Raw genomic sequence first — 13,344 nt, forward strand, 5'->3', positions numbered from 1 at the left:
CGGAGACGAGGGTTCTGCTGGCGTCGGCTAGGCACTAATGGATATCAATGTGGTGATTAAGGGTTGACGGATGCACCGTTCGATGCGATTCTGAATTGATCGCAATGATCGTGGTGATTATGGAGGCCGTATGAAACTGCGCAGGAGCCGCGCGAGCGTCACGCGCCGCGCCGAGGAGCGAGGCTGGCTCGCCGCCGCCGTGTTCGGGGCGCGAGAAGAACTCGGTCTGCGTCAGGAAGAACTTGCGGAGCTGGCGGGATGCTCTGTCGGGTTCGTTCGGCAGCTCGAAGAGGGCAAACGCACGGTGCAGCTTGCCAAGGCCGAAGCGGTGCTCGACGCGCTCGGTCTGCACCTGCAGATCACGCCCGGTACGCGGGACGGAGTCGTCGTCGAAGAAGAGATGCTCCGGCGATTCGCGCAGGAGTCATGATGATGGCCGCGGCCGCCGACGTCGTGCGCGCCGATGTGTACAAAGCGGGTGCGCTTGCTGCCGTGCTCGAGCGCACCGAGCGCGGGGTGGAGCTCCGATACACCGACGAGTGGGTGCGCGCTCGTGGGCGTGCGATCGCCTCGACTCTGCCGGTGACATCGGAGCCCGTTGTGAGCACAGGCGGTGCCGTTCCCGCATTCTTCGCCGGACTGCTTCCCGAAGGGCGGCGACTGAGCGCACTGCGTCGGGCAGTGAAGACGTCGAGCGATGACGAGCTCGGTCTGCTCGTTGCTGTGGGCAGCGACCCGGTTGGTGACGTGCAGGTCGTCGCCGCGGGCGCCCGTCTCGAGCGCGCGTCCGCGCGCGTGGAGACGGACGGCAGTGACTTCGGGCGGGTGAGTTTCGCCGATCTGATGCGCAGCTACGACATCGAGATCGACCGGCGGGCGCTCGCCGGGGTGCAGGACAAGGTCAGTCTCACCATGCTGTCGCTGCCGGTGCGCGCGGCGTCGGGGGAGTTCATCCTCAAGCTCAATCCGCCGGAGTATGCGAATATCGTCGCCAACGAGGCCTACTTCCTCGGGGCAGCGAAACTCGCGCGCGTGCAGGCGGTGCGCGCGGAGCTCGTGACGGATGCTGAGGGTGCGCAGGGGCTCGCGGTGCAGAGATTCGACAGGATCGTGTCGCGTGCGGGAGCGCAGGCCCTTGCCGTTGAAGACGGCTGTCAGGTGCTGGGGCTGCATCCGGAGGCGAAGTATCGCGTGTCGACCGAAGACCTCATCACTGCGCTTGCCCGAATCTGCGCGGCTCCGGCTCCGGCGGCACTGGAGCTGTACCGGCAGATCGTGTTCGCGTATGCGATGGGCAACGGAGATGCGCACGCGAAGAACTTCTCGGTCGTTGACACCGGAGCCGGATACCGCCCATCGCCGGCGTACGACATCCCGTGCACCCTCATCTACGGCGACTCGACGATGGCGTTGCGCGTGGACGAGCGGCGCGATGGCAACATCAGCCGAAGCCGGTTTCTGGCGCTCGCCGCGGCGGTGGGCATTCGCGAACCCGCGGCGGTGAGGGTTCTCGACAGCGTCGCCGACGCGGCCGACGCGTGGGTTGAGGGGATGGACGCTCTCCCGTTCGATTCCGGCGTTCTCCAAAAGACGAAGCGTGCGCTGATCAACCGGCGGCGCATGCTCCGCGGATGAGTGCGGCGCCCGAATCCGCGCGGAGCGGCGATCCCCACGAGCGCGGCGCCACCAGGTGTGCGCGGGCGTACGCTGATGGCGTGGGAGAGATGATGTTCGCCAATGATGCCGCCGCTTCGCGCTACGAGCTGCGCCGCGGCGACGAACTGCTCAGCGTGCTCGACTATCGCGACAACGGAACGGATGTCGCGCTGGTGCGCGCATTCACCAATCCGGCGCATCGCGGGCACGGGTACGCCGCGGTTGTGACCGAGCGCGCCGTCGAGGAGATCGCCGCACGCGGTGATCGCACGGTTTCTCCCGTGTGCTGGTACGTGGCCGACTGGTTCCGCGACCATCCGGATCGCCAGCAGCTGCTCGCCGCGCGCTGAGCAGTTGTCGACCGGGTAAGCCGGACCGCGGCGTCGGCACGACCCAACGTGTAAAAAATCCTTGACATCGGATGTGTGGGAGCCCAAGCTTTGTCGTGTCGGGTTTTCTTTACATCGGAGGTCGGGATGTCGAGTGATATCGCTCCGGGCGAGCGCAGCGCCTGGATACAGTTGATCGTCGCGGTGATCGGCTGGGCGGCCTACGCGGCTGTGGTGCTGATCGGACGGGGGAGCGCGCCGCTGGCGGAGGCGGCGTACGCGGTGCCGCTGCTGGTGACGGCAGCCTCGGTGGTCGTGGTGTCCGTCGCGCTGCACGCGGCGCTGGGGGCGTTCGGCGGCACGCGCGACGAGCGGGATCTGCTGATCGAGAAGTGGGCAGAACGGATCGGGCACGCGTTCGCCGTGCTCGGTGCCGTCATCGCACTGTCGCTTGCGCTGGCTGAGGCGGCGCACTTCTGGATCGCGAACACGATCGCGATCGGGTTGGTCGCCTCGCTCGTGTTCGCGTCGATCGCGCGTATCTGGGCGTACCGGAAGGGGTTCGACCCGACATGGTGAAGCCGACCAACGTGACCAACCGCATCCGGAGCATCAGGGCCGAGGCGGACGAGATGACGCAGGCGCAGCTGGCGGAGCGGGTCGGCGTGACGCGGCAGACGCTGATCGCGATCGAACAGGGCAAGTACTCGCCGTCGCTCGAGGTGGCGTTCCGGATCGCCAGGGCGCTCGGCGTGGGGATTGATGACGTGTTCGGCTACCCGGAGGGGAAATGATATGCGTGCGATCGAACAGGCCCGCTACGGCGGCCCGGATGTTCTGAACGAGGTCGAGCGGGAGGTGCCGGTCGCCGGCAGCGACGAGGTGGTCGTGCGTGTGCGTGCGGCGGCCGTGGACGCCGGCACGGTGCACCTGCTCGAGGGACGGCCGGTGTTCATCCGGTGGTTCTTTCCGATCCGCCGCCCGCGCGTGCCGGGCGGTGACGTCGCGGGCATCGTGCACGAAGTCGGCGCTGGCGTCGACGGAGTCGCGGTGGGTGACGAGGTGTTCGGCGTCGCAGCGGCACCGGATGGGGCGCTCGCGGAGTTCTGTCGGGTGGAGGTGGCGCCGAAGCCGGAAGAGCTGTCGTTCGTCGAGGCCGCGGCGATGCCGATCTCGGGCGCGACCGCGCTGCATGCGGTGCGCGATGCCGCTGGGGTCTCGTCGGGGGACCGGGTGCTCGTGCTGGGTGCGGGCGGAGGCGTCGGGCACTTCGCGGTGCAGATCGCGAAGGCAGCCGGGGCAGTCGTGGTGGCGGCGTGCAGCGCGGGCAAGGCGGAGATCGCGCGCGAGGCGGGAGCGGACGAGGTGGTCGACTACCGGCTCGAGGACCCGCTGCGGCGGGGCGCCTTCGATGTGATCATCGACACAGGCGGACACCGGCCGGTGCGGGAGATGCGGGCGGCACTGACGCCGTCGGGCGCGCTGGTGATCGTGGGCTCCGAGCCGGAGCACGCACCGCTGGGTGGTCTGTCTCGCCCGATCGGTGCCGCGCTGCGGAACCCGTTCGTGTCGCAGCGGCTGGTGATGCTGACCTCGTCGGAGTCGGCGCAGGACTTGCATGACCTCGTCGATCTGGTCAGAGCCGGGCAGCTGCGGCCTATCGTGCACCGGGAGTTCGCGTTGTCGGATGCCGCAGACGCGCTCGCCGCGTTGGGCCGCGGGGACGGCGCCGCGAAGACGGTTGTGCGCGTGGGGTGAGGCCCTACGCCTCTGGTGCCGAGTCGGCGTCGTTCGACGAGCCGTCCTCGAACAGATCGATGCGCAGCTCGGCGGACGGTCCGACCGGATTGACGACGAGACCGGCCATGTCGCCCTCACGAGCCGACGCGACGATCCGGTCGAGGGTGGTCGGCTGCGCGACAGCCGTCGGCTGCCATGCCCAGAGCTCGGCCGGGCTGGTGAACACGGCGTGCAGGGTGTCGCCGTCGGGCCGCGTCGCCGTGGCGATGTTGTACCCGATGGTGTCGCCGTCGTCATCGGCGACCGGGATGCCGCCGATGTAGATGACGGATTCGCCGAGCATCGTGACGAAGTCGTTGATCTCGACATCGCCGTCGACGATGGCGGACGCGAGGCGCACGGCGTCGTCGATGTTGTCGCCGAACGCGCGCGTGATCTCGTCGCCGTAGGCGATGAAGGCGCCGTCCGTTCCCGCGTCGATCGCGATGCCGTCGTGGCGGTCGGCCGCCATCCTGAGGGTTGCCGCGGCGGGCTGTGCAAGCGAGTGCCCGGATGCGCCTGACGCAAAGGCCTCGAGGCGCGGGTTGTCGGTGAAGGCGAGCAGGAGATCCTTGCCGTCGTTGTCGGTCACGCTCGTGACCGCGAGCTTGTCGCCCTCCTGCATCGGGCTCTCAGGGTCGGCGAACTCGGAGTTCGAGATGTCGAGCAGAAGATTCCCAGAAGCGACCCGTCGCAGCACGTCGCTGTGCGCCTGGGCATCCTTCCGCTCGCCCCACGCGGTCAGCGCTTCCTGCACGCGGGCGTTCTGCACGAGGTTCTTCGGCTGCTCGTCTGACGTCATGCTTCCACGGTACGTGGGGGTGGGGACGTTCGCGAATGAGGGCGTGGCGGGCGGATGTCGGGGAGTGTCCACATGCTGGGAACATGCGGCACATCGACACGACCGCCGAGGCGATGGCACTGGTGCGCGAGCTCGATTTGGGGTCAACGCGGCACGTCGTGCGGATCAGCAACGTGTTCGAGATGAGGAGGCGAGATCCAAGCCGGGAGCGGTCCGGTCAGACCGTGAGCGTCGGGTGGAAGTAGTCGTACAGGGCAGAATCGAGCGGGCGATCGAGGGTGAGCGTCATCGTCACAACGCTCAGGGGCGCGCCGGCGCTCGTCGGCATTGTCGTTTGAACCGGGTCTGACGCCTGCGCCTCGCCCAGGTAGTAGAAGGCCTTTCCCTCCGCGTCGTCTTTCTTGACGAATACGGGGAGCGCGTACTCGCCACTGAGGATCAGCCTCACGTCCTGGCTCGCAAGCGTGCGCTTTGACTTCGAGAACCAGTGCAGGTGCCGGCGGTCGAGGATCGCGTCCTGATATCGCGTGCTGTCGGACACATCGTCATCCTTGTGGAGCGTGACGAAAATCGGGCACGTACGCGTCTCGTGATCGGGCATGTAGCCATTGATCACGCCTTCACGATTCGACGCCCATCCGAGGAATCGGCATGCGTCTCGTCGCGTGTACTGCGCCCCATGAACGAGCACGTTTCCGGTGCCGTAGCGCCGTGCGATCAGCGCGAGGCCGGTCCTCACGATGTCGTCGACCCCCTGTCGGAGAGGGGAACGGGTATCGCTAAGCAGCGTTGACGCCTCGTGCGTGAGTCGAAGCTCGGAGGAGTGGAGCTCGGCCAACGGGACGCCGAACGTCTTCTCTCGCTCTGGCTCGGTGTGGAACTGCAACGTGAAGATGCGGATGAGACTCTCCAGCACGTGCGTGGGTACGTCGCATCCGTGTTGCGTGAACAACGAAACGAGATCCGCCTGAGCGAGCGCCCGTCCGCTGAGGAGCTCGCGAAGGATCAGTAGCTCGTGCGGACGCTTGGCGGTGAGGAGCTCGCGGGTCACAAACTTGAGGATTCGGTGCTCGCGGTCGCTCAACCCAGACTTCTCGCCGAGCGCCTTGTCACGTAGTTGGAGGAAGGTCTCGTCCTTGTTCGCGAGGACGACCGGGTCGGTCGATTCGAATCGCCAAAAGTCCCACAGCCTCGGCGGAGAGCCGAGGCGGGCATGCATCGAGCGGATCGAATTCTGCAGCTGCCGGGCATCGTCGAGCCGCGCATTGCTGATTGCGGCGAGTACCCGTTCCTGGGAGATCCTGTCGAATCGAACGCTCGAGAGGCCAGGAAGGACACCACGCTCTTCCGCGGTCACGAGGGACTTCCGCAGCGATTCTTTGTTGAGCGACTCATCTCCGAACAGAGCGATCGGGATCATGTAGTTGTTCGCGTAGTTGGCGATGAAGTCGAGCACCACCAGGTACTCCTTCTGCGGGGCCTTGCGGAGCCCGCGCCCGAGCTGCTGAACGAAAACGATCGACGACTGGGTTTGCCGAAGCATGATCACCTGGTTGATGGTGGGGATGTCGACACCCTCGTTGAATATGTCGACCGTCAGCAGGTAGTCAAGTCCGTCCGTTCCGTCGTCCTCGAGTCGCCGGATTGCCGCTTCGCGTTCGTCGTTGCTGTCATCGCCAGTCAGCGCGAGCGTCCGCAGCTGGCGCCCACGGAAGACGGTCGCGTTGAGTGCGTCTGACAGGCGCCGTGCCTCGTCGGTACGGGCGCAGAAGATCAGGCCGCGCGGCTCGATTCCTGCTTGCGTGTACGTCTCAAGGGAGCGTACGAGATGGTCGATGCGTTCCGGCGTGACGAGCAGCGTGGGATCAGTATCGGCGTCGAGCGTCGTTCCGTCGGGAAGCGTGACGTCGGCGATCCCGTAGTAGTGGAAGGGGGCAAGTAGATCGTTCTCGAGAGCATGCTGGAGCCGGATTTCGTATGCCACGTTGAAGTCGTAGAGTTCAAAGATGTTGGCGCCGTCGGTACGCTCGGGTGTCGCCGTCATTCCGAGAAGGAATTGTGGCGCGAAGTGGTCGATAATGCGCTTGTGGCTCTCAGCCGCCGATCGATGCGCCTCGTCGATGATGATGTAGTCGAACGCATCGGCCGAGAACTCGTCGAGATGACGTTCGAGCGTCTGTACTGAGGCGAAGACGAACGGCCGGTCTGCTTCCTTGCGTGACCCCGTGTACTTTCCGAAATCGTGGAGGTCGCGCTCAAATACGCGCGCATACGCCTCGATGCTCGCGTCGAGGATTGTTTCGCGATGAACGACGAAGAGCAGGCGGCGCGGGGCGCAGCTTCGCGCGTCAAGGGCTGACAATATCGTCTTGCCCGTTCCCGTCGCTGAGATAATGAGCGCGCGTCGCGCGCCGCTCTTGCGGATTCTTTCGAGAGAAGCCAGCGCGTCTTCCTGCATGGGATTCGGCGTGATCAGGCCGGCACGATGCGTTGACTGATTGGGAGGAAGCTGCGGTGAGTGCGGTCGCGGGGTCGGCGGGACATAGCGTGAGCGGTACTGCTCGATCCAATCCCGGCTGAGTGGCGTCGATTCGGATACTTGCTGCGTGATGAGCGACTCGAGCTGACGAGCGAGGTCGCTGTCGTCTGTCGCGGATACTTTGAGGTTCCACTCATGGTTGTCGACGAGCGCGGCCTCTGTGAAGTTCGAGCTCCCCATCATGGCGGTCACCGCAGCGTCGGTGCGGAAGACGTATCCCTTCGGGTGGAATGCCTTCGACTCGTGGAGCCGGACGTCGATCCCCAACTCCTCGCGAAGCAGCAGGAGCTCTTCGAACGCCCGCGGGTTGTTGAACCCGAGGAAGTCGGACGTTACGATCGTGCCGGTCCGGCCTGCGGCGCAATGATCGACCAGCTCCTGCTTGAGTAGCGCGATTGCGCGAGGGGACACAAATGCGACCGAGAAAAGAAAATCGTCGCAGTTAGCGAGCTCCTCTCGTACCACACGAAGCACCGACGTGTCGGGGGTGTTGAGAATGACACTTGGGTTGTGCCTGCGCGGGGCGGTGGGAGACTCGCGGAGGAAACCATGGCTGACGTCGACTTGGAACTCTGTGTCCCATCCAGTGAAGTCAGCCGCGGTCATGCGGCAAGTCGCTGCTGCAGTAGTTCCACCGCAGGCACGTCGGCAGGTGCCCATTCCAGATCATTGAGATGATCTGGTGAGAGCCACCGCACGGCGCTGTGTTCCGAGAGCTCAGGCTCACCCTCGACAAGTTCGCATAGGAACGTGGTGAGCGTAACGACGCCGAACTCGTACTCATGCGCGGTTGTCGTGACTTCGTCACCGACACGGACGGTGCATGTTAGCTCTTCCCTGATCTCGCGCTCCAGCGCATCACGGGGCGTTTCGCCGGCTTCGATCTTGCCGCCGGGAAACTCCCACATCCCTGCAAGCGGCCCCGAACCACGCTGGGCGCAGAGGATCTCCCCATCTCGGAGGACAACCGCGCCGACGACACGAATCTGCTTCTTCACTCTTGTGCTCCGCTCTGCTCGCCGTGCACGACGAGTCTCGCGCGTATCTCTGACATTCGAACGCTATCGCGTGCAGGCGGGTCGACGGCTGCAGACACCTGGTGCACGCCGCTTTTCACGCCGCGTATCGATCGAGGACTGGGGCGAGGAGGGCCTCGAGCGACTCGGAGTAGTCGACGATCTGGTCCACGGGAGCCTCGAATGGCGTTACGAGGAGCGTCGCGCCGCTGGCGGTGCGGAGGCGTGTGGCGGGGAGGTCGAGAATGAGACTCATCGCTTCACGCACGACGCCGGCATCGCGCCACTTCTCCCCGTCCTGGATGCGGACAATGGGGTCACCTGCGTCTTCCAACGCGCGTAACGCGGCGCGGATTGCGATGCCGTTTGCGGCCATGTGCTTAGCGTAGCCCGTGCCTCCGACACAGTGCGCAGCCGGCGCGAGTGGCGTTACCGACGCCCGTTCCCGAACAGCCCGCGCACGACCCCTGACACCACCCGCTTGGTCAGTGATGAGCTCAGCACCTGCTCGAGGGGTGAGCGCGCCGAGGAGCGGCGGCGCGACGTGGTGCGGCTGCGCAGTCGAGCCGCCTCGCGCTGCGCCTTCTCGTACTCGCGGTCGGCTTTCTCGCGATCCTTGCGTGCCTTCTCCTGTTCCTCGGCGCGGGCGGCGTCCGCCTCCGCCATCCGCTCCGCCTCTTCTGCGGCGCTCATCTTCGCGGCGAGGATATCGCGCGCCGACTCGGGGTCGAGCGCGTCCGCGTACTTCTCCCACAGCGGCGATGCCGTCACGGACGCCGCGATCGTGCCATCCGGTGCCGTCGTCATCAGGCCCTGCGGGGCGCGCATCCGGGTCCAGGCGACGGGCGTCGGGGCGCCCTTCTCGCTCATCACCGTGACGATCGCCTCGCCGGTGCCGAGCTCCTGCAGCACGCGTTCGAGGTCGTAGCCTGACGCCGGATACGTGCGGGCGGCCGACTTGAGCGCCTTGGCGTCATCCGGTGTGAAGGCGCGAAGCGCGTGCTGCACGCGCGAGCCGAGCTGCCCCAGCACGTCGGAGGGGAGATCCTTCGGCGACTGCGTGATGAAGAACACCCCGACCCCCTTCGAGCGGATGAGTCGCACGGTCTGCACGATCGATGCCAGGAAGTCCTTCGACGCGTCGGCGAACAGCAGGTGCGCCTCGTCGAAGAAGAACACCAGCTTCGGCTTGTCCTGGTCGCCCACCTCTGGCAGCACCTCGAACAGTTCGGCCAGCAGATACATCAGGAAGGTCGAGAACAGTGCGGGGCGGCTTGCGACGTTCGGCAACTCGAGCAGGTTCAGGATGCCGCGGCCATCGTCCGCATGCCGGATGAGGTCGGTCACGTCGAACTCGGTCTCGCCGAAGAAGACGTCGGCGCCGTCGGCGGCGAACGCCACCAGTTCGCGCAGGATCACGCCGACGGTTGCGCTCGATATGCCGCCGATCTCCTTCAGATCGGCCTTCCCATCATCGCTGGTGAGGAAGGTCAGCACGGCGCGCAGGTCTTCGAGATCGACCAGTGCGAGCCCGTTCTCATCGGCATAGTGGAAGACCAGGCGCAGGCTCGACTCCTGTGTATCGTTCAGCCCGAGAACCTTGCTCAGCAGCAGCGGCCCGAAGCCGCTCGCCGTCGCGCGGATCGGGATGCCGACCTCGGCAGCCGTCTCGCGGTCGCCGCCGAGTGCGAAGAACTCGACGGCTGACGCCTTCGGCTGCCAGTCCTGCCCGATCGCCTCGGTGCGGGAGGTGAGCTTCTCGCTGGTCTCGCCGGGCACGGCCACGCCGGACAGGTCGCCCTTCATGTCTGCGGCGAACACCGGAACGCCCTTGTCCGCGAGCTGCTCGGCGATGCCCTGCAGCGTGCGGGTCTTCCCCGTTCCCGTCGCGCCGGCGATCAGCCCGTGCCGGTTCATCATCGCCAGCGGGATGCGGATCTGCGCGTCAGGCAGCGTCTCGCTGTTCACCAGTGCGCCGAGATCCAGCGTCTCGCCGTCGAAGGCGTAGCCGTCTGTGATGTCCCGGATGGCATCGGCCTCGAGTGGGCCCGCCTCCGTCGCAGGGACGGCAGGGGCGGGAGTCGTCGCGGCGTCCGCGTCGGAGGAATCGGCGACGGCGGGGGAGTCTGGGGCGCTCGCCGCGGCATCCGGAGCATCGTCTGCGGCGTCGGCCGGGACATCCGGATCATCGGCTCCGCTGTCGTCTGCTCGGGTCTGAGCGGCACGCGCCTCCGCGGCCGCGAGCGCAGCCTTCTTCTCGGCGAGATCGAGCGCCGCCTGCGCCGCCTCGGCCTCCGCGCGCAACCGGGCGAGTTCGGCGTCGACACCGTCGTTCGTGGCCATCCGCTCAGCATAGCCAGCAGGTGGGGCGCAGTATTTTACGGTAGGACGAGTGGCAGTTTTCGCACGCCTCCGAGCACGTCGTCCGCGACTCTGTTCGCTTCGGCGCCGAGGTCAGGCAGAGAAGCTCGCGCAGATTCAAAGGCCTCGACCATGTCCTGACGATTACGCTGCACGATGTCTTCGGCGGCACTCAGCGCCAGTCCGAACCGTGTGCCGACCTTTGCCAGCGCGCCGGCAGAGATGCGGCCGAATGCGTACTCGCCGTCGACGCTCATCGCTGAGTCGATTCTGGCTGCACCGTCCCAGTAGCCGGCATAGGTGAGCAGGTCGTACAGAGGTGCCAGGTGCGCGGAGCGCCCCTCGAGCAACAACGAATAGTTCTTCGCGTGCGCGTCAGTGCAACCGGCGACGACGTTGAAGACGAAAGCGCGAAAGAAATCGACTCCGACCCGCTCCCGGTCAGCGGCAAGAGGGAGCGAACGAACGAGGTTCGCGACGGCCGCGATCCCTGGGCCGCCGTCGCGATGCTGGTATTTGCGGGCGGGGGAGACGCTGAGAGCTTGGCACAGATCTTCCTGATGCAGTCGATGCCATGTTCCGTCCGCTTCGCGTCGGTCGTATCGCTCGCTCGCGAGCACGTCCCAGTCCCCGATGCGAATGATCTCTGACCGCGCGACGCGGTTGCCCAGGTTTTCCGCAGCGCGCAGCGTGAGCTGCTCGACGACATCGAGACGCCGAAACGCGCCGACGACGGGCTTCAGGATATGTGTGGTCGGTGTCGCATCCTCGGGGACGGCCCACTCGTTGCTCGCCAGGCGGTGCAGCGCGATCTTCGGTTGTGCGCCCGCCAGGCTGAATCGCCCTGTCGGGCCGTAGTCCGGGGTGCCTTCCGAGTACTCCAGAACCACGCGATCGAGCATGCGCGCAACGTCGAGCTCCGTCACCGGCCGAATCGCTTTTCGGAGACCGGCATCAGACGGCGAATGCCCAGGTGGCAGGAGCTGGACAGCGCCGGCGGCATCAGTGCCGATGTGTTCCAACAGAGCGAACGGATTCCGCGCTGACGTCTGGAATCGCCGGCTGAGTGCCCGCAACGCCTCATCACTGTCGGGAAGGAGCCCCTCAAGCCAAGGCAGCGCTGCGCGCTTTTTGTGCACGGCCGTCGCGACGGGCATCGACAACGAGACAGGAGTGGCATCAGCCGCGGCGCGGTACTCAGGATCGTAGGTGAAGGTGATGTTTCCGGAGGAGGACTGTACAAACCGCCCCGCGAGCTGACCGTCGAGGTATGCGTAGAGCTCCCGATCTGTCACCAGCGCACCTCGTCCGTGGTCATCGAGCGCAGTGCGACTTCGTGCCCCATTGCTTGGAACAGATCGAAGAGCTTGCTGGCTTCGACAGTGGATTTTCCTGCCTCGACGTCGGCGACGAAGGAGCGTGACACGCGTGCGGCACGCGCCAGGTCTGCCTGCGTCCATTCGCGAGATTCACGCATCTCGCGAACGACCGCGGCGGCCTCTCGAACTGTGAGCATCGCGGCTCCTCTGGTCGCATGTCGCCGTACGACGACATTCTACGTTGTCGCCGTACGGCGACACAAGGGTTTGTCGCCGTACGGCGACATGGTGGTCGGTTCCAGGGCTACGGTGCCCGGATGAAGCGGGGCAGGAAGGATGATGTCGGAACCCCCGCATACGGTTGGAGTATGCGGATCCTTCACACCTCCGACTGGCACATCGGGCGCTCGTTCCACGGCAGCCAGACGCTTGAGGCGCTGGGTGAGGTGCTCGAGGCGATGGTCGAGCGAGTGCGCGAGTTGGAGGTCGACGTCGTCATCGTGGCTGGCGACGTGTTCGACTCGGCGATGCCCGCGGCCGGCTGCTATCGCGTGCTGACCGACGCGCTCACGGGCATCCGGAGCGCAGGCGCGCGCGTCGTCATCACGAGCGGCAATCACGATTCCGCTGCGCGGCTGGGGTTCCAGGCGCCGTTCCTCGGCGAGGCGGGCGTGCACGTCATCACCGATCCGGCCTCGATCGGCGAGCCCGTCACGATCGACGATGAGCACGGCCCCGTGCACTTCTACGGCATCCCGTACCTCGAGCCGGCGCTCGTGCGGCACCTGTGGCCCGATGACACGCTGCGCACCCAGGAGCAGGTGATGCGCCACGCGATGCGCCAGGTGAACGCCGACCGCGACGAGCGCGGCGGCCGCTCCGTCGCGATCGCGCACTGCTTCGCCGCCGGTGTCGAAGCGACGCCGCAGCTTGAGCGCGAGGTGCGCCAGAGCCTCACCCAGGGGTCGCTCGACGTGGTGCCGCTCACCGATTTCGCGGGGCCCGACTACGTCGCTCTCGGCCACATCCATGGGCGCGCTGCGCTGACCGACGGCATCCGGTACTCGGGTGCACCCCTGCACTACAGCTTCGGCGAGGCTGACAAGCCGCGCGGCGCATGGCTGGTCGAGCTCGACGCCGCAGGCATCGCCGCGACGGAGTGGGTCGACCTGCCGGTGCCGCGCCGGCTGGTCACTCTGCGCGGCGCGCTCGACGACCTGCTCGCCGACCCTGCGCACGAGGTCCACCGCGACGACTGGGTCTGCGCCGTGCTCACCGACCGTCTGCCGCAGACCGAGCCGATGCGCCGGCTCCGCGAACGGTTCCCGTTCTGTGCCACGATCGAGCACCAGCCGGAGCGCGACGAGACCGAGCGCCGCGCGCGCAGCTACCGCGATCGCGTCGGGCGGGGCACGCCGGATCCGCAGATCGTCGACGACTTCCTCGATCATGTGCGCCGCGGTGAGAGGGCGAGCGACGACGAGAGACGCATCGTGGCCGACGTCGTCTCGCAGCTGCGGGCGGAGGCGAACGCATGAGAATC

Annotated in this window: 14 protein-coding genes; 7 read left to right on the forward strand and 7 right to left on the reverse strand. The window is 66.4% G+C overall.

The genetic code is table 11. The features are described from left to right. Positions 1–130 precede the first annotated feature (130 nt). The 6 genes from CIK77_RS10640 to CIK77_RS10665 all read left to right on the forward strand — a co-directional run bounded on the left by CIK77_RS10640 (position 131) and on the right by CIK77_RS10665 (position 3,743). Positions 131–430 (forward strand): helix-turn-helix domain-containing protein, encoded by a 300-nt coding sequence (locus tag CIK77_RS10640; protein ID WP_087055947.1) that lies wholly within the window; start codon positions 131–133, stop codon positions 428–430. Further along, positions 427–1,635, forward strand: coding sequence for a type II toxin-antitoxin system HipA family toxin (locus tag CIK77_RS10645; protein ID WP_087055946.1), 1,209 nt, complete (start codon positions 427–429; stop codon positions 1,633–1,635). The genes CIK77_RS10640 and CIK77_RS10645 overlap by 4 nt, the downstream gene beginning before the upstream one ends. A gap of 89 nt (positions 1,636–1,724) precedes the next feature. After that, complete coding sequence (locus tag CIK77_RS10650) at positions 1,725–2,006, forward strand: GNAT family N-acetyltransferase (protein ID WP_087055945.1); 282 nt, start codon at positions 1,725–1,727, stop codon at positions 2,004–2,006. Positions 2,007–2,132: 126 nt separating this feature from the next. Next, positions 2,133–2,564 carry a hypothetical protein gene (locus tag CIK77_RS17680; protein WP_087055944.1) on the forward strand — a complete coding sequence of 144 codons (432 nt, stop codon included), beginning with the start codon at positions 2,133–2,135 and terminating at the stop codon, positions 2,562–2,564. Next, complete coding sequence (locus tag CIK77_RS10660; RefSeq protein WP_087055943.1) at positions 2,558–2,779, forward strand: helix-turn-helix transcriptional regulator; 222 nt, start codon at positions 2,558–2,560, stop codon at positions 2,777–2,779. The genes CIK77_RS17680 and CIK77_RS10660 overlap by 7 nt, the downstream gene beginning before the upstream one ends. 1 nt (position 2,780) lies before the next feature. Next, positions 2,781–3,743 carry an NAD(P)-dependent alcohol dehydrogenase gene (locus CIK77_RS10665; RefSeq protein WP_087055942.1) on the forward strand — a complete coding sequence of 321 codons (963 nt, stop codon included), beginning with the start codon at positions 2,781–2,783 and terminating at the stop codon, positions 3,741–3,743. 4 nt (positions 3,744–3,747) lie between these two features. Here the strand turns inward: CIK77_RS10665 and CIK77_RS10670 are convergent, their stop codons facing one another. The 7 genes from CIK77_RS10670 to CIK77_RS17685 form a co-directional block, all read right to left on the reverse strand. Further along, a complete protein-coding gene (locus CIK77_RS10670; RefSeq protein ID WP_087055941.1) occupies positions 3,748–4,566 on the reverse strand; it encodes an SseB family protein in 819 nt (272 codons plus the stop codon). A gap of 217 nt (positions 4,567–4,783) precedes the next feature. Then, positions 4,784–7,516: a DUF3427 domain-containing protein gene (locus CIK77_RS10675; RefSeq protein WP_258861468.1), complete on the reverse strand. Its 2,733-nt coding sequence runs from the start codon at positions 7,514–7,516 to the stop codon at positions 4,784–4,786. A gap of 191 nt (positions 7,517–7,707) precedes the next feature. Continuing rightward, positions 7,708–8,103 carry a (deoxy)nucleoside triphosphate pyrophosphohydrolase gene (locus CIK77_RS10680; RefSeq protein WP_087055939.1) on the reverse strand — a complete coding sequence of 132 codons (396 nt, stop codon included), beginning with the start codon at positions 8,101–8,103 and terminating at the stop codon, positions 7,708–7,710. A gap of 115 nt (positions 8,104–8,218) precedes the next feature. Further along, positions 8,219–8,497 carry a hypothetical protein gene (locus tag CIK77_RS10685; RefSeq protein WP_087055938.1) on the reverse strand — a complete coding sequence of 93 codons (279 nt, stop codon included), beginning with the start codon at positions 8,495–8,497 and terminating at the stop codon, positions 8,219–8,221. 53 nt (positions 8,498–8,550) lie between these two features. Then, positions 8,551–10,464 carry a helicase HerA-like domain-containing protein gene (locus CIK77_RS10690; protein ID WP_087055937.1) on the reverse strand — a complete coding sequence of 638 codons (1,914 nt, stop codon included), beginning with the start codon at positions 10,462–10,464 and terminating at the stop codon, positions 8,551–8,553. 35 nt (positions 10,465–10,499) lie between these two features. Then, entirely contained in the window at positions 10,500–11,777 is a 1,278-nt protein-coding gene (locus CIK77_RS10695) for a type II toxin-antitoxin system HipA family toxin (RefSeq protein WP_170934213.1), read from the reverse strand. Next, the gene (locus CIK77_RS17685; RefSeq protein ID WP_170934212.1) at positions 11,774–11,998 is read right to left on the reverse strand and encodes a helix-turn-helix domain-containing protein; all 225 of its coding nucleotides are present in this window, start codon (positions 11,996–11,998) and stop codon (positions 11,774–11,776) included. Before CIK77_RS17685 ends, CIK77_RS10695 begins: the two co-directional genes overlap by 4 nt. A 120-nt stretch (positions 11,999–12,118) precedes the next feature. Here CIK77_RS17685 and CIK77_RS10700 point away from each other — a divergent pair, with 120 nt between their 5' ends. Further along, positions 12,119–13,339, forward strand: a complete 1,221-nt coding sequence (locus CIK77_RS10700; protein ID WP_332841612.1) for an exonuclease SbcCD subunit D — start codon at positions 12,119–12,121, stop codon at positions 13,337–13,339. The last annotated feature ends 5 nt before the right edge of the window (positions 13,340–13,344 follow it).

This window comes from Microbacterium sp. JB110, from assembly GCF_003335195.1.
Classification (GTDB): Bacteria; Actinomycetota; Actinomycetes; order Actinomycetales; family Microbacteriaceae; genus Microbacterium.